Source organism: Actinomadura kijaniata NBRC 14229 (assembly GCF_001552175.1).
Classification (GTDB): domain Bacteria; phylum Actinomycetota; class Actinomycetes; order Streptosporangiales; family Streptosporangiaceae; genus Spirillospora; species Spirillospora kijaniata.
On record NZ_BCQR01000047.1, the window covers coordinates 22,308 to 45,662 of the forward strand.

18 protein-coding genes are annotated in these 23,355 nt (G+C 72.7%); 5 read left to right on the top strand and 13 right to left on the bottom strand.

The window, feature by feature from the left end; all coding sequences use genetic code 11:
- Positions 1 to 45 precede the first annotated feature (45 nt).
- Positions 46 to 1,626 carry an NsdA family TPR-like regulatory protein gene (locus AKI01S_RS16820; RefSeq protein ID WP_083999700.1) on the bottom strand — a complete coding sequence of 527 codons (1,581 nt, stop codon included), beginning with the start codon at positions 1,624 to 1,626 and terminating at the stop codon, positions 46 to 48.
- A gap of 564 nt (positions 1,627 to 2,190) precedes the next feature.
- On the opposite strand from AKI01S_RS16820, the gene AKI01S_RS16825 reads away from it, so the two are divergent.
- From AKI01S_RS16825 to AKI01S_RS16840, 4 genes are all read left to right on the top strand, one after another.
- Positions 2,191 to 2,580, top strand: a complete 390-nt coding sequence (locus AKI01S_RS16825) for a hypothetical protein (protein ID WP_245681653.1) — start codon at positions 2,191 to 2,193, stop codon at positions 2,578 to 2,580.
- A 763-nt stretch (positions 2,581 to 3,343) separates the two neighbouring features.
- Complete coding sequence (locus AKI01S_RS16830) at positions 3,344 to 4,378, top strand: mechanosensitive ion channel family protein (RefSeq protein WP_245681654.1); 1,035 nt, start codon at positions 3,344 to 3,346, stop codon at positions 4,376 to 4,378.
- 56 nt (positions 4,379 to 4,434) lie between these two features.
- A complete protein-coding gene (locus AKI01S_RS16835; protein WP_067817920.1) occupies positions 4,435 to 4,824 on the top strand; it encodes a globin in 390 nt (129 codons plus the stop codon).
- 32 nt (positions 4,825 to 4,856) lie between these two features.
- Positions 4,857 to 6,446 carry a glycoside hydrolase family 13 protein gene (locus tag AKI01S_RS16840; RefSeq protein ID WP_067817924.1) on the top strand — a complete coding sequence of 530 codons (1,590 nt, stop codon included), beginning with the start codon at positions 4,857 to 4,859 and terminating at the stop codon, positions 6,444 to 6,446.
- Positions 6,447 to 6,567: 121 nt separating this feature from the next.
- On the opposite strand, the gene AKI01S_RS16845 is transcribed toward AKI01S_RS16840, so the two are convergent.
- Entirely contained in the window at positions 6,568 to 7,974 is a 1,407-nt protein-coding gene (locus AKI01S_RS16845; protein WP_067817927.1) for a S28 family serine protease, read from the bottom strand.
- A gap of 165 nt (positions 7,975 to 8,139) precedes the next feature.
- Here AKI01S_RS16845 and AKI01S_RS16850 point away from each other — a divergent pair, with 165 nt between their 5' ends.
- A complete protein-coding gene (locus tag AKI01S_RS16850; RefSeq protein ID WP_067818025.1) occupies positions 8,140 to 8,748 on the top strand; it encodes a hypothetical protein in 609 nt (202 codons plus the stop codon).
- Positions 8,749 to 8,751: 3 nt separating this feature from the next.
- Here the strand turns inward: AKI01S_RS16850 and AKI01S_RS16855 are convergent, their stop codons facing one another.
- The 11 genes from AKI01S_RS16855 to AKI01S_RS16905 form a co-directional block, all read right to left on the bottom strand.
- Positions 8,752 to 9,189 (bottom strand): acyl-CoA thioesterase, encoded by a 438-nt coding sequence (locus AKI01S_RS16855; protein WP_067817930.1) that lies wholly within the window; start codon positions 9,187 to 9,189, stop codon positions 8,752 to 8,754.
- Positions 9,190 to 9,315: 126 nt separating this feature from the next.
- Entirely contained in the window at positions 9,316 to 10,980 is a 1,665-nt protein-coding gene (ettA, locus tag AKI01S_RS16860; RefSeq protein WP_067817932.1) for an energy-dependent translational throttle protein EttA, read from the bottom strand.
- Between the two features lie 122 nt (positions 10,981 to 11,102).
- Positions 11,103 to 12,392, bottom strand: a complete 1,290-nt coding sequence (locus tag AKI01S_RS16865; RefSeq protein ID WP_067817935.1) for a sensor domain-containing diguanylate cyclase — start codon at positions 12,390 to 12,392, stop codon at positions 11,103 to 11,105.
- Positions 12,393 to 12,685: 293 nt separating this feature from the next.
- A complete protein-coding gene (locus tag AKI01S_RS16870) occupies positions 12,686 to 13,237 on the bottom strand; it encodes a hypothetical protein (protein WP_157419886.1) in 552 nt (183 codons plus the stop codon).
- Positions 13,238 to 14,050: 813 nt separating this feature from the next.
- The gene (locus AKI01S_RS16875) at positions 14,051 to 14,482 is read right to left on the bottom strand and encodes a single-stranded DNA-binding protein (RefSeq protein ID WP_067817941.1); all 432 of its coding nucleotides are present in this window, start codon (positions 14,480 to 14,482) and stop codon (positions 14,051 to 14,053) included.
- Between the two features lie 110 nt (positions 14,483 to 14,592).
- On the bottom strand, positions 14,593 to 16,284 hold the full coding sequence (locus AKI01S_RS16880) for a GTPase family protein (protein ID WP_245681655.1): 1,692 nt from the start codon (positions 16,282 to 16,284) through the stop codon (positions 14,593 to 14,595).
- Positions 16,281 to 18,614, bottom strand: coding sequence for an AAA family ATPase (locus AKI01S_RS16885; RefSeq protein ID WP_245681656.1), 2,334 nt, complete (start codon positions 18,612 to 18,614; stop codon positions 16,281 to 16,283). The genes AKI01S_RS16880 and AKI01S_RS16885 overlap by 4 nt, the downstream gene beginning before the upstream one ends.
- Positions 18,611 to 19,849, bottom strand: a complete 1,239-nt coding sequence (cobA, locus tag AKI01S_RS16890; protein ID WP_067817944.1) for a uroporphyrinogen-III C-methyltransferase — start codon at positions 19,847 to 19,849, stop codon at positions 18,611 to 18,613. The genes AKI01S_RS16885 and cobA overlap by 4 nt, the downstream gene beginning before the upstream one ends.
- Positions 19,850 to 20,004: 155 nt before the next feature.
- Entirely contained in the window at positions 20,005 to 21,744 is a 1,740-nt protein-coding gene (cobT, locus tag AKI01S_RS16895; protein ID WP_067817947.1) for a nicotinate-nucleotide--dimethylbenzimidazole phosphoribosyltransferase, read from the bottom strand.
- Positions 21,728 to 22,750 carry an Rv2231c family histidinol phosphate aminotransferase CobC gene (cobC, locus tag AKI01S_RS53490; RefSeq protein WP_067817950.1) on the bottom strand — a complete coding sequence of 341 codons (1,023 nt, stop codon included), beginning with the start codon at positions 22,748 to 22,750 and terminating at the stop codon, positions 21,728 to 21,730. Before cobC ends, cobT begins: the two co-directional genes overlap by 17 nt.
- Positions 22,747 to 23,355: a precorrin-8X methylmutase gene (locus tag AKI01S_RS16905; protein WP_245681657.1), complete on the bottom strand. Its 609-nt coding sequence runs from the start codon at positions 23,353 to 23,355 to the stop codon at positions 22,747 to 22,749. The genes cobC and AKI01S_RS16905 overlap by 4 nt, the downstream gene beginning before the upstream one ends.

The window sequence follows — 23,355 nt, forward strand, 5'->3', positions numbered from 1 at the left end:
CTGATCATGCTGCCGAGGGGTTCTGTCCGGGGATTCCATCGCCCGTCAGACCTGCTCTGAGGGCGGGACGGAAGGCGGCGCGGGGGATGGCGCCTTGGTCGGGCTCGTCACCGAGGGACCGCTCAACGCCTCGTAGAAGTCGCGCAGCATCGGGCTGTCGCCGTACTTGGCGCGCACCGCCGCGCCGATCTGCCTGGCCCGGTGGACCAGGATGTCGCTGCGGTGCTCGGTCGGCAGCTCCTCGATCGCCTCGCGGGCCGTGGCCAGCGCGGCGTCGATGTGCCCGGCGTGCAGCCGGCAGGCCGCCCGGTCGAGGCGGACCAACGTCAGGTCGACCCGGTCGGTCGGCGCGTAGAGGGTGAGCGCGCGGCTCAGCGCCTCGTCGCCCGCCCGGTGGTCACCGAGGTTGGTGAAGGTGTCACCCTCATAGAAGGTCATCTGCCGGTCGGTGAAGCCGAACGCCAGGTCTCCGGTGTCGTCCCTGGAGAGCTGGTCGAAGACCGCGCGGCCCCGCACCAGCGCGCGGCGCGCGCTCGGGGCGGCGTCGCCACGGCCGCGCAACGCGAGCATGCCGAGGGCGCGCGCCTCCACGGCGGGCGCCATCGCGGCTGCCACGCTGGGGGTGCGCCCCGCCAGGTCCTGCGCCTTGCGGGCCAGGTGCAACGCCTCGCGCGGATCGCCGTAGTACATCGGGACCAGCGCCTCGCGCACCGTCACCCAGGCGCGCAGCTTGCGGTCGGCGGTCTCGTCGGCGGCCGTGCGGGCGGTCCGGAAGAACGAACGGGCCAGCCGGTGGTCACCGAGATTGATCATGATCAGCCCGGACAGCCCGGACAGCTGGGCGGCGATGCGGCACAGCCGTTCCTGCAACTCCACCGGCTGCCGCTTGTCGCACATGCGCCGCACCTCGCTGAAGTCCAGCAGCACGTCGCACAGCATCCGCAGCGACGGCGTCGCCTGGTACTGCTGACCGTAACCGAGGGTCGTCTCCTCCCACTGGTCGAGCATGGTCGGCGACACCGTGGCATTGACCAGGGTGTCGTCCATCTTGCGACGAAGATTGTCCACTGCGCCCAGGAACTGACCGTCGAGCGCCACGCCCGCCCCGGCCAGTAGTTGCAGAAGGGTCCTACGAAGCACGATGTCCTCCTCTCCCACATCGATGGAAAGGGGGCCTTCGGCGCGGTCAGGGCCCCGTTGCGGTTCGATGACCGTCATCCGGTGACGGTCGCCAGGGACGAGGACGGCGCCCTCCAGGGCGTCGGGTTCCTCCGGTCCTCGCCGGTCCGGCCCCTCCGGCAGGGGCGCGGTGGCGTCGACCAGGCGGACCGCGTGCCCGCGGCCGCAGATGCAGGGACTCTGGTACCCGAGCTTGTCGGGCTCCACCCGGTAGACGGCGCAGAGATAGTGCAGGTACTCCGGACCCGGTCGTTTGTAGCCGCTCTCGTAGGCCGACAACAGCGTCTCCCCCAGCTTGGGGGCGGGCTTGCCGTCCACCTCGAACAGCGCTCTGACCTGGGCGACGATGTCGGACAGCGCGACACCGTGGGCCAGCCGGTGTGCCTTGACCATGCTGGTCCCGAACAGCGGCCCGCACTGGTCGTGGATCTCGTGGGCGATCTCCACGGGGGAGCGTCCACGCGCCAGACCGTACGCACGGATGCGCCGAGCGATGTCCGTCTCTTTACGAGGGGGGTCCGACATCGTTTTCCGGCCTCCTCACCGCCGGCCCGCCGGACCCCTCCCTTGGGAGCGGGGCCCCGCGACCGCGGCGACCGGTGTCCAGATGGCCACGACTGATAATCTCTCGCGCACGCAGCGTAACGCCGTCAACAGGGCAGGCCAAGCCTTCCCTGAGAAACCCGGGCGGTCTGGGCGCAACCTTCAACACCAGGGTAGAGATTTATCCTCCGCAGAGGACCAGAACACCTCTGAGGAGGCAAAATCGCGTCCTTCGCGGGACAGCGGCACCCTTGACCCTCCACCGTGTGAGTTGCAATTCTCACCCCGAGCGACCAACCGGTCCCGCAGAGTTCGATCAACGGCCCGCCCCCGGGCCGCGCACCACGGGGTCGATCCGGCGCTCAGGGAGCGATCACGTGCGGGCGGCGCAGGCCGCCGCGCGGGAGGCACGACACACGGGAACGTCGGAGCAGACCTCGCAGCACGAACGACGGAGGGGGTGCGCAGGTGGTCAGCGACAGACGCGTCGACTACCTAGAGGAGCTGGAGCAGGAACTCGACACGCGCGGGCTCGTCGCCCGGGTCGTGCGGACCCGTTCCGGGCCCGCCTTCCTGCGGGTGGTCAACCCGGAGGCGGCCAGCCTCGCCGAGGACGTGACCTGCGCCCCGGCGCCCGAGTCACACGATCATTACTACTGGTGGTCCTGGGGGGAGCGCATGCACCGGGTGGACGATCCGGGCGGCGCCGCGGTGAAACTGGCGCACGTCCTGCAGCCGCTCCGGCGGGAGCTGCGCGGCGAGACGGGCGGCACCGCGACGCGGGATCCCGGGGCGCAGGGCCTCGGATCCCACCTGCCCGGACCGGCACCGACCGAGTGGCCGTCCGGCCACTCCTGAAAGCCGGGCGCGTCCCGTGGTCCCGCGGCCGGTACGGCGCGGCGGCCGCGGCGTACCGCGGGACGCGCTCGCCCCATCCCGGTGCGTGCACGGGCGGTGCGGTGCGTGCGCGGGCGGTCAGCCGCTCGCGCACGCGCCACATCGAAGGAACCGCCACCGAAGGAAACGACGGGGCGGACATCCGACCGGAGGAGCCGATGAACCGGACCGACCGACCGGAACGGCGGGCCATGGGCACGGCGCGGCGTCGCGGGGGCGCGGCGCGACGTCTCCGGTCCTCCGCCCCCCGGCCCTTCGCCCTCCGGCCACCGGCTCTCCGGAGCGGCAGGCTTCCGAGCCGGACCGGCAGGACTTGCTGCCCCACATGGGACATTTTGGGAAATTTTCGAAATCTATCCCCACGGAGACCCCCTCCGGCGATTGGTCCGATGGAAGCGCCCCGGGCGTACATCTCGACAAGACCATAGGTAGAGGATTTTCCACCGCGGAGATCGCCCCGGCGGCCTCCGCGAGGGTCGGCCCGTCCGACCGCTCCGGGCACCGAGAGGGAGAACGCAGACCTTCCCGGAGTGCCGCGGACCCGGCGCACCCACGCCCGCACACCGGGTCCGCGGCACGCGAGCCACCCTCCCCGGCCGGGTGACGCCACCCGCCCGGCGTCGTACGAACCGGTCGTCACCGTCCCCTACGATCGGGCTCGTGCCGCCGCAGGTCCACGGCGACGTGACGTGAAACCCACAACCGGCCGGGGAGGGTCCGCCCGATGTCAGCGACGATGAACGCCCTTGCCGCCCAGGCGGTGACGGCCGCCGAGCCGCTGCTGCCCTGGGCCCAGAACGGCGGCTCGGCCGAGAAGGCGTGCGCGCCCGGCGAGCCCAGCATCGCCTGCCGGATCGTCTGGAACGTCTCCAACGACGACTTCACCCGTTTCTACCGGACCTGGCTGGACGGCCCGCTCAACACGACCGTCACGGTCGTCATCACGCTCGCCATCGCGCTGCTCCTGCGCAACATCGCCCACCGCATGATCACCAGGGTGACGCTGCGGATGGCCGAGAGCACCATGTCGGAGAAGGTGCGCGAGCGCAGCCGCACGGCGTTCGAGGGCTCCCCCGCGCTGCTGTCGCAGCGGCGGGCGCAGCGTGCCAGGACGCTGGGCTCGGTGCTGCGCAGCATCTCCTCCATCGTGATCATGGGCACGGCGGCGTTCAGCTGCCTCGGGGTGATCGGCCTGAACCTGACCCCGGTGCTGGCCAGCGCCACCGTGATCGGCATGGCGGTCGGCTTCGGCGCGCAGAACATCGTCAAGGACTTCCTGGCCGGGCTGTTCATGCTGCTGGAGGACCAGTACGGCGTCGGCGACTTCATCGACGTCGGCACCGCCAAGGGCACCGTCGAGGCCGTCACCCTGCGGGTCACCCGGATGCGCGACGTCAACGGCGTCGTCTGGTACGTCCCCAACGGCGAGATCAAGAAGGTCGGCAACGAGTCCCAGAACTGGGGCCGCACCGTCCTGGACATCCCGGTGGACATCACCGAGGACATCGAGAAGGTCAAGGAGATCCTCCAGAACACCGCCGACGCGCTGGCCTCCGACCCGCACTGGGACGACCTGGTCCTGGAGGAGCCCTCGGTGTGGGGCGTCCAGGAACTGGCGGGCAACGCTCTGGTGATCCGCGTGGTGCTCAAGACCGCGCCCGGCAAGCAGGGGGACGTGGCCCGCGAGCTGCGCGAACGCGTCAAGGTCGCGTTCGACGAGGCGGGCGTGACGGTCGCCACCCCGACCGCCCCGGCCTGATCGTCGCCGGTTCTCCCCCCGGAATAAGCGACCGCTCGCGTAGGCTGGAGATCGTTATGACGCAACAGGTCACCTTTTACGAGGCGGTCGGCGGCGAGGAGACCTTCCGTCGCCTGGTCCACCGCTTCTACCAGGGCGTCGCGGACGACCCCCTGCTCCGCCCGCTCTACCCCGAAGAGGAGCTCGGCCCGGCCGAGGACCGGCTGCGGCTGTTCCTCATCCAGTACTGGGGCGGGCCCAACACCTACAGCCAGCAGCGCGGCCACCCCCGGCTGCGGATGCGGCACAACCCGTTCGTGATCGGCGAGGCCGAGCGGGACGCGTGGCTGCGGCACATGCGGGACGCCATGGACGAACTGGCGCTGCCCGAGCAGCTCGACCGCATGATGTGGGACTACTTCACCATGGCCGCCAACAGCATGATGAACGCGCCCATCAACGGGTGACCCCGCCCCCGCGGCGGGGTAGATCGCCGGGTATGACACCATCCCCCCGGAACTTTCCGGGCGACGGCGTTCCCTGGTGGCGGAACGCCGTCGTCTACGAGGTCTACGTCCGCAGCTTCGCCGACTCCGACGGGGACGGCGACGGCGATCTGGCGGGTGTCCGCTCCCGACTGGGCCACCTGCGCGACCTGGGCGTGGACGCGCTATGGCTCACCCCGTTCTACGTCTCGCCGCTGGCCGACGGCGGCTACGACGTCGCCGACTACCGGGACGTCGACCCCCGGTTCGGCTCGCTGCGCGACTTCGACGACCTGGTCGCCGCCGCCCACGACCACGGGCTGCGAGTGATCGTCGACATCGTGCCCAACCACACCTCCGACCGGCACCCCTGGTTCCGGGAGGCGGCCAAGTCCCCGCCCGGCTCCCCCGCCCGCGACCGGTACATCTTCCGCCCCGGCAAACCCGACGGCTCCCCGCCCAACGACTGGCCCTCGACGTTCGGCGGCCCCGCCTGGACGCGGCTGGACCCCTCCGACGACGCGAGCGAGTGGTACCTGCACCTGTACGCGCCCGAGCAGCCCGACCTCAACTGGCGCAACCCCGAGGTCCGCGCCGAGTTCGAGACCATCCTGCGGTTCTGGCTGGACCGGGGCGTGGACGGGTTCCGCATCGACGTGGCGGCGGGCCTGTTCAAGGACGCGAACCTCGCCGACCTGGGCGAACGCCGCCGCCATGTGGTGGACGGCCCCATCTACAGCCGCCCGGAGGTGCACGAGGTGTACCGGGACTGGCGGCGCGTCCTGGACGCCTACCCCGGCGAGCGGATGGCGATCGGCGAGGTGTGGACCGACAGCGCCGCCGAACTGGCCCGCTACCTGCGGCCGGACGAGCTGCACCAGGTGTTCCAGTTCGACCTCCAGCTCGCGCCGTGGTCGGCCCCGGCGTTCCACAAGGTGGTGACGGCGGCGCTGCGCGAGATCGAGCCGACGGGCTCGGCGCCGACCTGGGTGCTGTCCAGCCACGACGCGGTGCGGCACCTGACCCGGTACGAGCAGCGCGGCGGCGTTCCGGGGATCGGGTACGCGCGGGCGCGGGCGGCGCTACTGTTCCTGCTGGCCCTGCCGGGCTCGGCCTACCTGTACCAGGGCGAGGAGCTGGGGCTCCCGCAGGCCGACGTGCCCGACGACGCCCGCCAGGACCCCGTCTTCCTGCGCACGGGCGGGGTGGAGAAGGGCCGCGACGGCTGCCGCGTGCCGATCCCCTGGTCGGGCCGGACCTCCCCCTACGGCTTCGGACCGGAGGGGACGCGCCCCTGGCTGCCGATGCCGGAGGGCTGGGCGTCCCTGACGGTCGAGGCGCAGCGGCAGGACCCGGGGTCGATGCTGTCGTTCTACCGGCAGGCCCTGCGGCTGCGGCGCGAGCTCACACCGGGCCTGCCCGGGACGCTGGAGTGGACGGAGGTCACCGAGACGACGCTGGCCTTCCGGCGCGATCACCTGGTCTGCGTGGTCAACTTCGACGAGAACCCGGTCCGCCTGCCCGAGGGCCGGCCGGTCCTGACCACGATCCCGCTCTACGGCGACCTGCTCCCCGGCAACGCCGCCGCCTGGTTGACCACCTGAGATCCACGCCGAAACGCACGCGGCACCCGTCCCAGGGGACGGGTGCCGCGCACCGTTCCAACCGAAACCACCGGTGTCCGGAACCGGGGGGTGTGGGGGTCGCCCCCCCACACGGGACTGCTTACAGCGGGGGGCGACGGCCTTCCAGCTTCAGGGGGTCGTCGGCCTGGTTCAGGACCGAGGCGGAACGGACGCCCGGCTGGACGGCCGCCCAGCGCAGCAGGTCCGCGGTGGCCTTGGCGCGCTGCGCGTCCGGCAGCGTGCCGATCAGGCGGCCGCTGTGGTTCTGGCCCGGGGAGGTGTAGACGTAGGAGTCACGGCTGCCCCGGCCCAGCCGGAACGGCTCGGCCTTCCACGGGTCGTTGCCGCCGTAGACGAACATCAGCTGGCGGCCGTGGTTGCGGACCCAGGAGTCGATGTCGCGCATCGCCTTGCCGCCGTCCCAGCGCACCTTGATCGAGCGCGGCAGGTAGGCGCGGGCGTTGTTGTAGGTGTGCTCGTACCGCAGGTAGGGGCGCAGGTGCTTGAACTTGGGGTTCGGAGCGCCGAGCTGGTAGCCCGCCTGGTAGTAGTACGGCAGGTACGGGTCCAGGCCCTGGTCGGTGTAGAACGACAGGCCCGCGATGGCGTCGAGGCTCTTGTAGAGGGTGTCGTCGTCGGCCTTGGGCGACGGCACGATCTTGCAGTCGGACTGCAGGTGGTACTGCCAGAAGCCCCACTCGTAGTCCATGACCGAGTTCTCGAACGCCCGGTCCATGGTCCGCAGGTACTTGAACGTCCAGCCGTTCTTGGCGGCGTCGGCCTTGAAGCGCTTCAGCATCGCCGGGCGGCGCTTGAGGAGCTCGCGGGCCACGCTCTTGAGCTGGGCGCGACACTGCGGGTCGGTGCCGACGGTGGCGAAGAAGCGGTCGTAGGCGCTGTCCTCGCGGTCGTTGACGTTGTTGGGGGCCACGTAGGCGACGGTGCCGTCCACGTCGCGCGGGTAGAAGCGCTTGTGGTAGACGGCGGTCATGCCGCCCTTGCTCGCACCGGTGGAGATCCACTTCTTGCCGTAGATCTTCTTGAGCCGCGTGATCAGGCGGTGCTCGTCGGTGGCGGCCTGCCAGATGGTGTCCTTGGTCCAGTCGGTGGGGACCGGGCGGGACGGGGTGAAGTAGCGGTACTCGACCGAGACCTGGTTGGCGTCCAGCAGCGTGGTCGGCTCGGACCGGAACATCACCTCGGGGGTGTGGTAGCCGCTGGTGTAGAGCACCATCGGCTTGCCCGCGTCCTTGTGCTGGAGCATGACCCGCTGCTCGAACCACTGGCCCTTGGGCTTGCGGTGGTCCACCGGCTGCTTGTAGGTCAGCCAGAACCAGCGGTAGCCGGGAAGGGTGGAGGGTTTCTCCTCCACCTTCATTCCGGGGATCGCCTTGAGCTGGGCCGTGATGTCGGCCGGAGCCGCCTGGGCGGGAACGGCGGTGAGGGCACCGCCCGCCAGCCCGGCGGCCAGCAGCAGGGCGGCCGTTCCTTGTGAGAAGCGCGGCATGGCGCCCCTTTCACGTGGGGAGATCGTGAATCAGCAGGGGCACCATAAAGGGAAAATCGTGGCTAAAACGGATTCATGTCGCGCTTGTTATGCACCCGTGACGGCCCGGTTGTCAGCCTTCCGTGACCAGGCGTAGCGTCGAGAGGACACGCGAAGGGGGGCGTGATGTTCGTTCAGATCATTCAGGGCCGGATCACCGACGCGGCGGCGCTGCGCGCCGCGATCGACCGCTGGGTCGCCGAGCTGGCCCCGGGCGCGCCCGGCTGGCTCGGCGCGACCGTCGGGGTCACCGAGGACGGGTCGCTGTTCAACCTCGCCCGGTTCGCCACTCCGGAGGACGCCCGCCGCAACAGCGACCGTCCCGAGCAGGGCCGCTGGTGGGAGGAGGTCTCCCGGCTGTTCGACGGTGAGCCGGTCTTCCACGACTGCGAGCGCGCCGAGACATGGCTGGACGGCGGGTCCGACGGGGCCGGGTTCGTCCAGGTGATCCAGAGCCGGGTCCGCGACTTCGACGGGCTGGTCGCCCGCATGCGGGAGCAGGCCGTCCCGCAACTACGCGCGCTGAGGCCGGACGTGATCGGCGGGCTGATGTGCCCGCACGGCGACGGCGGCCTGACCGAGGTCGTCTACTTCGCCTCCGAGAAGGAGGCCCGCGAGGGCGAGGGCCGGACACCGCCGCCGGAGGCGCAGGCGGAGATCGAGGCGCTGACGCGCTTCTACGAGGGCGACCTCACCTACCTCGATCTGCGCGACCCCTGGCTGTACTCGCCCTGAGCGTCAGTCCGCCGGGGGCAGGTAGCGGCCGATGAACTCCCGTTCGTAGGGAGTGAACCGGCGCAGCCGGTTGCCCTCCACGTCGAACGCCACGATCGTCGAGGTCGCCTCCGCGTAGACGTGGTCGTCGTCGCACACGCGGTAGGCCAGCCTGCACGAGGCCGCGCGGGCCTCGGTCACCCACGTCTCCACCCGGATCGGCCACACGGTCGGCAGCAGCGGCGTCCGGTAGTCGATCTCGTGCCGCGAGATCACCATCCCGCGCACCGGCTCCTCGCCCTTGCGCACCGGGTCGCCGTGGAACATCTCCAGCCGGGCGTCCTCCAGGTAGCCGAGGAACTTCACGTTGTTCACGTGCCCCTGGGAGTCGATGTCACCGAACCGGATCTTGAACTCGTACACGTGCCGGAACTCGGCCGGGGGCACCTCGCTGCGCTGCATGTCCTCGCCTGGGGGGTCGGTGGAGTCGCTCCTGGTCGGGCCCGATGCTACCCGGCGGCGAACGCGGCGGAGCGCCGCACCCGGCGTGGGTGCGGCGCTCCGGCCGTGCGTTCCGTCCCGCGGTGATCAGTCGCGGGTCAGGCGGCGGTGGGTGACGCGGTGCGGGCGGGCGGCGTCGGCGCCCAGCCGCTCGACCTTGTTCTTCTCGTAGTCGGCGAAGTTGCCCTCGAACCAGAACCAGTTCGAGCCCTCTTCCCACGCCAGGATGTGGGTGGCGATGCGGTCGAGGAACCACCGGTCGTGCGAGGTGATCACGGCGCAGCCGGGGAACTCCAGCAGCGCGTTCTCCAGGCTGGACAGGGTCTCGGTGTCCAGGTCGTTGGTGGGCTCGTCCAGCAGCAGCACGTTGCCGCCCTGCTTGAGGGTGAGCGCGAGGTTCAGGCGGTTGCGCTCACCGCCCGACAGCACGCCGGCGGGCTTCTGCTGGTCGGGGCCCTTGAAGCCGAACGCGGCCACGTAGGCGCGCGAGGGCATCTCGACCTGGCCGACCTTGATGTGGTCCAGGCCGTCGGAGACGACCTGCCAGACGTTCTTGTTCGGGTCGATGCCGCCGCGGCTCTGGTCCACGTAGGAGATCTGGACGGTGTCGCCCAGCTTGACCGCGCCGCCGGTCGGCTCCTCCTCGCCCACGATCATGCGGAAGAGGGTGGACTTGCCGACGCCGTTCGGGCCGATGATGCCGACGATGCCGTTCGGCGGCAGGTTGAACGACAGGTTCTCCATCAGGACCCGGTCGCCGAACGCCTTGGTCAGGTTGTCGGCGACGATCACCGTGTTGCCCAGGCGCGGGCCCGGCGGGATCTGGATCTCCTCGAAGTCCAGCTTGCGGGTCTTGGCCGCCTCGGACGCCATCTCCTCGTAGCGCTGGAGACGGGCCTTGGACTTGGTCTGGCGGGCCTTCGGGTTGGACCGGACCCACTCCAGTTCCTCCTGGAGGCGCTTCTTGCGCTTGGCGTCCTTGTTGCCCTCGACCTTCAGGCGCTCGGCCTTCTTCTCCAGGTAGGTGGAGTAGTTGCCCTCGTAGGGGAACAGGCGGCCGCGGTCGACCTCGCAGATCCAGCCCGCGACGTTGTCCAGGAAGTACCGGTCGTGGGTGACCGCGAGGACGGTGCCCTCGTACTTCTCCAGGAACTGCTCCAGCCACTGCACGGACTCGGCGTCCAGGTGGTTGGTGGGCTCGTCCAGCAGCAGCAGGTCGGGGTGCTCCAGCAGCAGCTTGCACAGCGCGACGCGGCGGCGCTCACCACCGGACAGGTTCTTCACCGGCAGGTCGCCGGGCGGGCAGCGCAGCGCGTCCATGGCCTGTTCGAGCTGGGAGTCCAGGTCCCAGGCGTTGCGATGGTCGAGCTGCTCCTGGAGCTTGCCCATCTCGTCCATCAGCTCGTCGGAGTAGTCGGTCGCCATCTTCTCGGCGATCTCGTTGAACCGGTCGAGCATCGCCTTGGTCTCGGCGACGCCTTCCTCGACGTTGCCGAGGACGGTCTTGTCCTCGTTCAACGGGGGCTCCTGCTGCAGCATGCCCACGGTGTAGCCGGGCATCAGGCGGGCCTCGCCGTTGGAGGGCTGCTCCAGGCCGGCCATCATCCGCAGCAGCGTGGACTTGCCCATGCCGTTCGGCCCCAGCACACCGATCTTGGCGCCGGGCAGGAAGCTCATGGTGACGTCGTCAAGGATGACCTTGTCACCGTGCGCCTTGCGCACACGCTGGAAAGTGAAGATGTAGTCGGCCATGGTTCCCAAGCCTAGAGGGTTTTCAACACCGTTCGTTGCAACGTCGTCAGGCCCGCCGGCATTCCGGCGGGCGCGGGGCGGACGGGCCGGTGGGGCGGGCCGCTGAGGGCGGAGACCCGCGATCAGCCCTCGGGTTCCCTGGAACCGTCGACCGCCGGGAGGCAGACGCGGTCGCGGCCGGACTGCTTGGCCCGGTACAGCGCCAGGTCGGCCGCCGCCAGCAGCTCGATCAGGTCCTCGCCGTGCATCCGGAACAGCGAGACCCCGACGGAGATCGTCACGGTGACGGTGCCGTCGTCGGTGGGGACGGCCAGGCGGCGGACGCGGCCGCGCAGGCGTTCGGCGACCCGGCACGCCTCGACGGTGTCGGCGCCGGGCAGCAGCACCACGAACTCCTCGCCGCCGAAGCGGCCCACCACGTCGTAGTCGCGCAGCTGGCCGCACAGGGTGCTGGCGACGCCGACCAGGACCTGGTCGCCGACCAGGTGGCCGTGGGTGTCGTTGACCTTCTTGAAGTGGTCGATGTCGATCAGCAGCAGGGCCAGCGGGTCGTGGGTGCGCACCGAGCGGGACAGCTCGGTGTCGGCCTCGCGCTGCCAGGCGGCGGCGTTCAGCAGGCCGGTCTTGGCGTCGGTACGGGCGGCGGCCTGGAGCTGCTGGTGCATCAGGCTGCGTTGCAGCAGCATCACCGGGGGCAGCGCCAGCAGCAGCATGCCCAGTGACAGGGTGCTGGTGACGGCCACCAGGACCCCGACGCACAGCTCGACCACGTCCAGCAGCAGGCTCTCGCGGTTCCACAGGACGTCGCGCCAGCGGCTCTCGGGCTCGGCGGCGTGCGCGGCGACGGCCACCAGCAGCGTGTTGACCACCGCGAACAGCGCGGCGCAGCCGATCGCCACGGGGATGCCGGGGTAGCCCTGGACCACCCAGTCGGGGGTGCCGGCCAGCGGCGCGGGCACCGCCCGGTGGAACACCACCGACGCCGCCGCCCCGGCCAGGCCCAGCGCCGAGGTCACCAGGATCCGCCGGTGCGGCAGCGTGCGGCGCACCCGGAACTGGAGCAGGATCTGCAACGGGATCGGCGTCAGCAGCGCGTACAGCGGGGGCAGCAGCAGCGCGGCGGGCAGCCACCACGCCGACAGCAGGTCGCGTGCCACCCCGGCGGGCATGCCGAGCCGGCGTGTCGCCTCGATGCAGACCGCGCCGCACGCCAACAGCGCGACAAACGTCAGTAGATCTTCCGGCCGGAACGCGGTGCCGAGCAGGGCGACGACGGTCAGCACCAGGTGCAGGCCGACGACGGCGGGCACGTACACGGCCAGGAAGGGCGGGCGGCCCGCAACCGCCCCCCGGCCGGGCTTCGGGGCCAGCTCACCGCCACGATCCTCGGCGGACGACTGCACTGCCGTCATCCTTCCCCCCTACGGCTCACGTTGTGTAACACGATAGTTGCAACGTGTGCGGAACGCGTTGGAAAACGGTACCTTCGATTACGCGGGCGGCCGGACGGCCGCCCGTCGCGGGGCCCGCGGGAGGCCGCGGCCCGCGACGCTTCCGGAGGGGGAGAGATCATGGGCGTTTCCTGGATCTGATCGGAAAGCGGCCGCAACCCCGACGGCACGGAGTGTCGGCCCGCCTCCGTCCCGTCCTCCGAGGATCCCGCACCCGGCGATCCGACACGCGAGGTTCGCGCGCATCGGGCGGATCAGGATCGCGAGGGTCGCTCCATCACCCTGATGGACGGCGCCGAGCCCTCCCGGTCAAGGGTCTCCGCCCGTTCCCCGATCTCCGCGAGCCGCGCGGTGATCTCGTCCCGCAGGGCGTCCAGCTGCCCGCACATCTCGGCGCGCAGCGACTCGGCGGCGTCGCCGACCTGGCCGCGCAGCCACTCCGACGAGGACTGGATCTGCTCGCGGTGGGCCTGGGCGTTGACGCCGATCTGCTCCCGCAGCACCTCGGTGGCGCCCTGGACGTGCCCTCGCAGCGCCGCCACGTCCGCCTGCACCTGCCCGCGCAACCGGTCCACATGCCCCTGCGTCTCCCTGCGCTGCCCCTCGGCCTCGGCCTGCATCTCCCGGCGCAACCCGTCGGTGCTGGCGTTCAGCTCGGCCCGCAGCCCGCCGAGCCCGGCCCTCATCTCGGCCCGCAGCCCCTCGCAGGCGGCGCCCGTCCCGGCGCGCAGCCCCTCCACCGAGGCGGCCGTCTCCCCGCGCAGTCCCGCCACCTCCGCCTTGATCATCCGAACGGCGAAGGTCACGGTCACGAGGATCGCGGCCGAGAAGAGCGTGATGGTAACCCAGCCTTGATTCATAATTACCGAGCGTACATCAACTTTTACTCTCCGCATAGTCGGTCGGGAAGCGACGTCCCCCTTCCCCCTGTCGCGTTCACCCCTTGAGCCCGGAACTCCAGGACTTCCACCCATTCCCAGCAAACGCCGCGACCACACAGCAAGTCCCCGATCCCTATCGCTCCCCATCGGGCGACGCCCGCAAGCCCCTCAAGGTCCGCCGGCCGACCAGGCGACGCCGTCCACCGCCAGCCACGGCTGGCCGACCACGGTCGCCGGGGTCATCGCGGTGAACGCCTGGATCTCGCGGTGCAGGCGGGACTGGCCGGAACGAACAGCTATCCGCGCACCTGGGCGAGGTCAAGCCGACCCAGCTAACCCCGGCCTCCGGGGCGGGTGCGGCCCTCGGAGGGCCCACCACGCCCGTTTCCGACCCCGTTGGCGCAGGCGAGCCGCCAGACGGACCAGGGCGGCAGGACCTTGGCGTCCGTCACTCCACCACCGCGGCCCCGGAACGGACGGCTATCCGCGCACCCGAGCGGGTGCGGCTCTGCCGGAGGGCCCGCCACGTCCGCTTCCCTGCCCGTTGGTGCGGGTGAGCCGTCAGGTGGGCTAGGCGGCGGGGCCTTAGCGTTCGCTGGTCCGCCGCCTTGGCACCGGAGCGGACGGTTCTCACGCACCTGAGCAGGATTGTCGGCCCGGTCGGAGGGTCTGCCTTGTCCGCTTTCCGGTCCGTTGGCTCGGGCGGGTCGGGGCGGCTCTGCGTGCAGCCGGGTGGGGTCAGGTCGTGGTGGTCTCCTCTGGGGTCACGGGAGCGGGTTCTTGGGGCTTGTGGGGGTCGGGGGCGGCCTGGTGGGGCGGGTGGAACGTCGCCGCTCCCCGGCTCAGGTCGTGGCCCACCGTCAGGGCCTCCACCTCGGCGGAGAAGCGCCACTGGCCGTCGCGTTCGTACTGGCGGATGCGCAGGCGGCCGGTCACCACGACCGGATGGCCCCGGCGGAACCGGGAGGCGCGGACGTTGTCGGCCAGGGTCCGCCAGCAGTTGACCGTCAGGAACAGGGACGGCTCGTCGTGCCACTGGGCCGTGCGGCGGTCGTAGCGGCGGGGCGTGCAGCCGATCCGTAACGCCAGGTACGGCGTGCCCGAGGCGGTCGTGCCGTGGCGGGGGTCGTCGGCCACCCAGCCGGTGACGGTGATCAGGGCCTCGTTCACGGGTCCTCCACGGGTGATGCCGGGCCCGGAGTCTCCGGGCCCGGCATCCACGGTGAAGGACGGGAGGGCGGCGACGGAAGGGCCGTCCCCAGGTTGTGGACAACCTCCGGTCAGGCGCTGCGGACCGCGTCCACGTCGTTCCGGAACGCCGCGTACGCCGCCAGCTCGGCGGCCACCGGGCGCAGCACCTTCTCCTCGGCGACGCCGCCGATGCGGTCGCGCATGTCGCGCTCCATCCGGTCGCCGTGCCGGGCCGACGACAGGGCGACCAGGTTGCGGCAGGCGGAGGAGGTGAGCCAGCCCATCCCCAGCGTGCAGACCACCAGGACCGCCACGTACGGGATCAGGCCCGCCTCGCCGAGCAGGCCGTCCATGTCGCCGAGGCCGAGCACCCCGTAGGCGATCAGCAGGCCGATCCACACCACGCCCAGCACGCTGGTCAGCGCCAGGAAGTACTGCCAGGTCTTCACCAGCCACCACCAGCGCGGCACCTGGTTGAACGCGGGCAGCGCGCCCTTCAGCGCCTCCCCCAGGTCCTCGGGCAGCTCGTGCGCGTGGGAACGGGCGGCGGCGCGGACCGCGCGGGCCCACGGCGCGGGCAGGCCGGCGGTGACGCCGTCGGTGGCGGCGGCCAGGGCCGCGTCCACGTCGCCCTGCTGCGCGCCGACGGGGCCGGTGAACGCCCCCCGCAGCTCCTCGCGCAGCTCCGACAGCTTCATCCGGCGCAGCGGGTCGCGGCGCAGCCGGTCGGCCAGGGCCGCCGCCGGCCAGCCCACGAAGTCGGCGGCGCGCAGCTCGTAGGCGCTCTCCATCGTCTCGGCGACGGCGGGCGCCCCGGCGGCGTGGGTGAGGTTCTGGATCAGCTCCTCGCGGTGCGCCTCGTCCACGCCCGCGGGCGGCTCGGCCGCGCCCCGGTACTCGGCGAACCGGTCGGCCACGCCCGTCACGTCGGTGGCCAGGCGTTCGTTGCGGGCGCGGCGGGCGGCGACGGTGTCCACCAGCACCTCGCGGAACCCGGCCACGCCGTCGGACGTCACCGCCGACGTCGTGATGATGTTGGGGTTGCGCAGGCCCTCGGCCTCCAGCAGGCGGCGCAGGTCGGCGACGCACTCGTCGACCTCGGCGGCCTCCAGGCGGTCGATCTGGTTCAGCACGATCAGCGTGACCGACGCGTACCGGGCGAACGGCACGATGTAGTTGCGGTGCAGCGCCGCGTCGGCGTACTTCTGCGGGTCCACCACCCACACCAGCAGGTCCGCGACGCCGATGAACCGGTCCACCTCGGCGCGGTGCATCGCCTGGATGGAGTCGTGGTCGGGCAGGTCCAGCAGCACCAGGCCCTGCAACGAGGAGTCCGAGCGGGCGACGTCCAGGGCGCTGGCGCGGGCGTAGCGGTGGCGTTTGTCCACGTCGAGCCAGTCGAGCAGCGGCCCGGCGCCGTCCAGGCCCCACACGCAGGCGTGCGCCTTGGAGGTCATCGGGCGGCGCAGGCCGGTGGGCGACAGCTCCAGCCCGCAGACGGCGTTGAACAGGGACGACTTGCCGCTGCCGGTGCCGCCCGCGAGCGCGACGACGGTGTGCTCGGCCGACAGCCGCAGGCGCTGCCCGGCCCGGTCCAGCAGGGCCTCGGCGTCGTCGAGGAGCCGCTGGTCGAGCCGTCCGGTCGCGGCCCGGACGACGCGGTCCAGGGCCGCGAGGCGGTCGGGCAGGCCGGGCGGCTCGGGCACCGGGGCGGGGACGGGCGCCACCGGGACGTCCGGGGCCGGGGGATTCGCGGGCGAATCGTTGACCTGGGTGGTCATCGGGCGACCTCAAGGTTGTAGGTGGCCTGGTACAGCGAGACGGGAACGGTCTGGTCGGGGATGCCGGCCGCGTCGAGCGCCTGCCCGAACCGGATGGCCTCCTCGTCGAACAGCATCCCGATGCGGCTGCGCAGGTCGGCGCGGGCCTTGGCGCCCATGCCGCGCAGCGACTCGGCGCCGAACAGCGCCTTCAGCAGCCGCTGCGGCAGCGCGCTGGTGCCGCCCTCGACCTTGACGTCGGCGGTGCCGTAGCCGAGCAGCCCGACCATCAGCACCAGCGACAGCGCCTCGGGGTCGAACGACACCAGCTTGGCGACCGAGCGCTTGGTGACGCCCTCGGTGCGGACGAGCTCCTGGACGTGGTCCTGCCAGGAGCTGACGGCGCGGGTGACGCGGCGCGACAGCTCCGGCGAGACGCCCTCCAGCGGGGCGGGCCCGCCGAGGACCCGCTCGCCCGCCGGGTGCTCGCGCCACCCGGTCAGGACCTGCTCGGCGGCGTGCTCGGCCGACGACATGATCAGCGATTCGAGGCCGCCGCGCAGCGCCGCCTTCAGCGCGCGGACGCGGGCGGGGCTGCGGTGCCGCCGCGCCGAGCCCCGGCCCCGGCGGCGGCGCGCGTGCAGGGAGCGCAGCAGGTCGCCGGTCCCGGCGAAGTCCTGCCAGCGGGCCAGCACCTCGCCGCGCAGCAGCGAGCCGTTGCGGGTGGCCTCGTCCAGCTCGGCCAGCGCGGTCGCGTAGGCCGACTCGACCCGCTGGGCGAGCTCGGCGCGCTGCTCGACCTGCACCTCGACCTGCTTGGCCAGCTCGGGGACGCGGGTGCGGAAGCTGTCGAGCACCCCGGCCAGGGTGTCGCCGATCACGACCTCGCGGCCGTCGCCGTTCTCGGCGACCCCCACCAGCCAGGACCGGATGTCGGCGACGGCCTCCTCGGGCAGGCGGCTGTCCTCGATGCGGGTCTCGGGCACGGTGAAGCGGTGCGCGTCGCCGACGCCGTTCTCGGTCAGCATCTCGCCGAAGTGCTCGACGACCTCCTGGCCGGCGCCGTCGGGGACGCGCGACAGCACCACGCCGACGGTGGCGCCGTTCTCCTTGGCCCGCCGGAGCATCTGCCAGACCTGCGCGTCGGCGTACCGGGCGGCGGTGGTGACGCACAGCCACAGGTCGGCCGCCGCCATCAGCTTGGTCGCGAACTCGTAGTGGTCCTCGAAGACCGAGTCGAAGTCGGGACTGTCCAGCAGCGCCAGGCCGGGCGGCAGCGCCTCGCTGGCGATCACGACCAGCTGGTCGCCGGCGATGGCGTCGGGCGCGGGCCCGCGCACGCGGCCCATGCCGGGCAGCAGCGGCCCCTCCATGAACCAGTCCACGTGGTCGGGGTGGCACACCAGGATGGGGCTGGAGGTGGTGGGCCGCAGCACGCCGGTGGCGGACACGCGCGCGCCGACCAGCGTGTTGACCAGCGTGGACTTGCCCGCGCCGGTGGAGCCACCGAGCACCACCAGCATGGGCTTGCCGGAGGCCTGGACGCGCGGCAGCACGTAGTCCGCGAGCTGGTTGCGCAGCTCGTCGCGGGCCTCGCGGGCCTCCTCGACGCCGGGCACGTCCAGCACGAACTCGAACGCCCCGAGCTGCTCGCGCAGCGAGGTGAGCGCGGCGACCAGCTCGCCGCGGGTCATCTTCGCCGCGCCGGCCCCCGTGCCGGCCCCCGTGCCGGGCGGGGCGTCGGGCACGAGGTCGGGAACCGTCTCCGGTACGGGCTCGACGGCCGGGACGTCGGGCACGGTGTCGGGGACGGGCTCGACGGCGGCGTTCCCCTCGGGGGACGTGGCCAGCGCGTCGACGGCGGCCGCGACGTCCAGGCCGGGCGGCTCGGCGCCCTTCCCGGGCTCGGGGGACGCCTTCTCGTCGGCGGGCTCGGCGGGCTCGTCGGCCTCGGCGACCTCAGCAGGCTCGGCAGGCTCGCCGGGCGTGTCGGCCTCGGCCGGGACGTCGCCCGCCGCCTCCTCCCGGCCCTTTTCGGGCTCGTCGGCGGGCACCTCGGCCGCGCCCGCGACCTTCGTGTCGCCGGGGACCGCGTCGTCCGGCGTCGCCCCGTCGGCCGCCGGTTCCCCGGCCTTCACCGGGGGTTCCTCGGCCTTGGCGGGCGTGTCCTCGGGCTTCGGCGGGGTCTCGCGCTTGGCGTGCCTGCCCTTGGCGTGGCGGCCGCGAGGCTCCGGGAGCGGCACCCCGGCGGGGGCGCCCGCCGTGTTCCCGCCCTCCTCGGAACGCTCGGAGGCGGAACCGGTCCCGCCGGTCTCGTCGTGCAGCGCGCTTCGTTCTGCCGGGGGTGTCACGGATCCCGTCCCATGTCCGCTCGAATCATGTCGATCTCTCGTGCCACGGTGACCACGTCGCCCACCACCACGATCGCCGGAGGCCGGACGCCCGCCTCGGTCATGGCGTCGGCCACCGTGCCCAGGGTGGCCGTCAGCGCCCGCTGGCCCGGGAGCGTGCCGTCCTGCACCACCGCGACCGGCGTGTCGGACGACCGACCATAGCGTATGAGGGCCTCGGCGATGAGGGGCATGCGCTCCACCGCCATCATCAGCACCAGCGTGCCGTTGGAACGGGCCAGCGCCGACCAGTCCACCGTGGAGTCGGGGTGGCCGGGGGCGACGTGCGCCGAGACCACGTGGAACTCCTGGGAGACCCCCCGGTGCGTCACCGGGATGCCCGCGGCGGACGGCACCGCGACCGGGCTGGTGATGCCGGGGACGACCGTCACCGGGATCCCGTGCCGGGCGCAGTGGATCGCCTCCTCGCCGCCGCGCCCGAACACGAACGGGTCGCCGCCCTTGAGCCGCACCACGAACTTGCCCTGCTGGGCGTGTTCCACCAGGTAGTCGTTGATCCGCTCCTGGGTGACGGTGCGCCCGTAGGGGATCTTGGCGGCGTCGATGACCTCGACGTCGGGGGGCAGCTCGTCGAGCAGCTCGCGGGGGGCGAGCCGGTCGGTGACCACGACGTCGGCCATGGCCAGCAGCTGGCGTCCGCGCACGGTGATCAGGCCGGGGTCGCCGGGGCCGCCGCCGACCAGGGCGACGCCGACCGGCTTGCGGCGGGACTGACGGGACTCCAGCGCCCCGTCGCGCAGGCCCTCCACGATCGCGTCGCGGATGCCGGCCGCGCGGCGCGGGTCGCCGCCCGCCAGCACGCCGACGGTGGCCTCCCCGGCGTGGCCGGACGCGGGGGTCCAGCCCGGGGAGGCGTCGGCGTCGTCGGCGCGCACCGACCAGATGCGCCGCTCCTCGGCCTCGGCGACGACGGCGGCGTTGACCTTGCCGTCATCGGTGACGGCCTGGACGAGCCAGGCCCCTTCGCAGTCGCCGGGCCGGTAGGGGCGGGCGTGCCAGGTGACGCGTCCGTCGTTGATCAGGTCTTCGAGCGAGGGCGTGACCTCGGGCGAGACCAGCACGACGTCGGCTCCGGCGGCCAGCAGCGCCGGAACGCGGCGCTGGGCCACGCGTCCTCCGCCGACGACGAGGACGCGTCGGCCGCCGAGTCGCAGGCCGAGCAGGTACGGGGGCACGTCGGTGTTCTCTCGTTGCTGAGGGTCGGCGGTCTCGCCGGACGCGGGTGACGGACTTGTTCCTTTGTGGACCAAAGGTACTCGGCCGGGCCAGATCATGGAGAGGGTCCCCGGCCAGTTGACACCCGACGGTGACTTCTCCCGTGATCACGTTGTTACGTCCGGGACGGTTTGTCGCTCACCCCGGCCGAGTCGAAGGTGGCGACCTCGTGGAGGACCCGGACCGCGCCCTGGACCAGGGGCAGCGCCAGCAGTGCGCCGGTCCCCTCGCCGAGCCGCAGTTCCAGGTCCACCAGAGGATGGAGTCCCAGGTGGGACACGGTAGCGGAATGTCCCGGTTCGGCGGAACGGTGACCCGCCACGCACGCGCCGAGGGCGTCCGGGCACAGGGCGGCGGCGACCAGCGCGGCGGCTCCGGCTATCACGCCGTCGAGGACGACGGGCACGCGCAGCGCGGCGGCCCCGAGGATGAACCCGGCGAGCGCGGCGTGCTCCAGCCCGCCCACGGCGGCGAGGATCTCCAGGGGCGGGCGCCCGGCCGGGCGGTGCAGCTCCAGGGCGGCGGTGATCACGGAGATCTTGTGGGCGTGGGTGGCGTCGTCGATGCCGGTGCCGCGTCCGGTGACCTCCGCCACCGGCCGCCCGGTGAACGCCGCGACCAGCGCCGCCGAGGCGGTGGTGTTGGCGATGCCCATGTCGCCGGTGAGCAGGCAGCGCGCGCCGCCCGACACCAGGTCGCGGGCGACCTCGATGCCGGTCTCGACGGCGCGGCGGGCCTGGTCGGCGGTCATCGCCGGGCCCCGCGTCAGGTCGGCGGTGCCCTTGGCGATCTTGCGCGGGAGCAGGCCGGGCGCGGGGTCCAGGTCGGCGGCCACGCCGACGTCCACGACGCTGACCTCGGCCCCGACCTGCCGCGCGAACGCGTTGACGACCGCGCCTCCGGCCAGGAAGTTGGCGACCATCTGGGCGGTCACCTCCTGCGGCCAGGGGGTGACGCCCCGGGCGTGCACGCCGTGGTCGGCCGCGAACACCGCGACGGCGGCGGGCTCGGGCAGCGGCGGCGGGCACTGTCCCGCCAGCCCGGCGAGCCGGACCGAGACCTCCTCCAGCACGCCGAGGGAGCCGGGCGGCTTGGTCAGGCGGTTCTGCAGGTCGCGGGCGTCGCGCATGGCGGCCTCGTCCAGCGGACGGATGGCGGCGATCGTCTCGTCGACGAGGTTCACGGTGTCCTCCCCGGGCAGGCCGCGTCGGCCGTAGGTCTCGTTGTGGACCGCCCACGACAGCGGGCGGCGGTGCGCCCAGCCGCTCAGCGCGAGCTGGGGGGCGGGCGGGAACGCCTCCACGTACCCCACGCACAGGTAGGCGACGACCTCCAGGTGCTCGGGGAGGCCGAGTTCGGCGTTCAGCTCGCGTTCGTCGAAGAAGCTGACCCAGCCGACGCCGACGTTCTCGGCGCGGGCGGCGAGCCAGAGGTTCTGGACGGCGCAGGCCACCGAGTAGGGGGCGGTCCGGGGCTGGCTGTGGCGGCCCAGGGGGTTGCGCCCGCCCCGGGTGGGGTCGCAGGTGACGGCGATGTTGACCGGGGCCTCGCGGATCGCCTCGATCTTCATGCCGTCGAAGCGGGCCGCGCGGGAGGGGACCAGCGAGCCGGCGTAGATCCGGCGCTGGCGTTCGGCGAGGGCGTGGACGCGGGCGCGGCGCTCCGGGTCCCGGATGATCACGAAGTCCCAGGGCTGGGTGAGGCCGACCGAGGGGGCTCGGTGGGCGGCCTCCAGGACGCGGGTGAGGGTCGCGTCGTCCACCGGGTCGGGCCGGAAGCCGTCGCGGAGGTCGCGGCGCTCCGCGATCACCCGCTGGACGGCGTCCGCGTGGACGGCGTCAGATTCCCAGCTCACCCAGCACCTCCAGCAGCCGGTCGTTGGTCTCCCGGTCGCGCACGGCGACGCGCAGCCAGTCCGGGCCGAGCCCGGGGAAGGTGTCGCCGCGGCGGACGGCGTAGCCGCGTTCGCGCAGCAGGGCGCGGATGCCGAGGGCGTCGGGGACGCGCAGGCACAGGAACGAGGCGCGCGGCTCGGGCACCACGTACAGGCCGCGCGTGGCCAGCTCGGCCGCGAGGCGGTCGCGTTCGGCGCCCATCTCGGCGGCCCAGGCATCGGCCTCGGCGACGGCCTCGGGCGCGCAGCACGCCTCGACCGCCACCAGGGCGGGGGTGGAGACCGCCCACAGCGGCTGCGTCTCGGCCAGCCGCGCGACCAGGTGCCGGTCGGCCAGGACGTAGCCCGCCCGCAGCCCGGCCAGGCCCCAGGTCTTGGTGAGGCTGCGCAGCACGACGACGCCGGACGGCAGCCGGCTCGCCAGGGACTCGGGCTCGCCGGGGACGCAGTCCATGAACGCCTCGTCCACCACGACGGTGCGGCCGGGCCGGGCCAGCGCGGCGATCATGGCGGCGGGGTGCAGCACCGAGGTCGGGTTGGTCGGGTTGCCGATCATGACGAGGTCGGCGTCGGCGGGGACCAGCGCGGGGTCCAGGGTGAAGTCCTTGCCGAGGATGACCCGTTCCACCGGGTGCCCGGCGGCGCGCAGCGCGGCCTCCGGCTCGGTGAACTGCGGGTGCACCACCACCGCCCGCTCCGGCCGCAGGGCCCGCGCCAGCAGCACGAACGCCTCGGCGGCCCCGGCGGTCAGCAGGACCTCCTCGGTGGCGCGGCCGTGGCGGCGGGCCACGGCGCGGCGGGCCCGCGCCGGGTCGGGGTAGGCGGCCAGGTCGGCGACCGCGTCGCGGAGGCGGGCGGCGAGCCAGGCGGGCGGGGTGCCGGTGCGGACGTTGACGGCGAAGTCGACCAGGCCGTCGCCGACCTCGGCGTCCCCGTGGTGCCGCAGGTCCGGTTCGTCGGCGGTCACGAAAGGTCCCCCTCGAAGTAGAGCAGCGCGTTGAGGGCCGCGGCGGCGACGGCCGAGCCGCCCTTCTCCGAGACGTTGCTGACCTGCGGCAGCCCGCTGTCGCGCAGCGCCCGCTTGGCCTCGGCCGCGCCGACGAACCCGACCGGCAGGCCGATGACCAGGGCGGGCCGGACGTCCCGCTCGATGATCTCGTGGATCGCCGAGGGGGCCGAGCCGACGACCCAGACCGCGCCGGGGCCGACCTCGGCGTAGGACAGCCGGACGGCGGCGGCCTCGCGGGTGATCCCGGCGGCGCGGGCCAGGCGGCCGGCGGCGGGCTCGTTGAGCTGGCAGACCGCCGGGCGTTCGGTGATCCCGGCGGCGACCATGCCCTCGTCGGCGACGATCGGGGCCCCGGCGCGCAGCGCGGCCAGGCCGCGTTCCAGGTCCTCCTCGCGGGTGACCAGGTCCACCGCGTACTCCAGGTCGGCGCTGGCGTGGATGACGCGCTCGGCGACCGCCCGCCACAGCGGCGGCATCGGGGACAGGTCGACGCGGGACCGCAGGATCTCGTACGACCGGACCTCGACGGGATGGGGCTGGCGGACCTGGTGGACCTCGGTCAC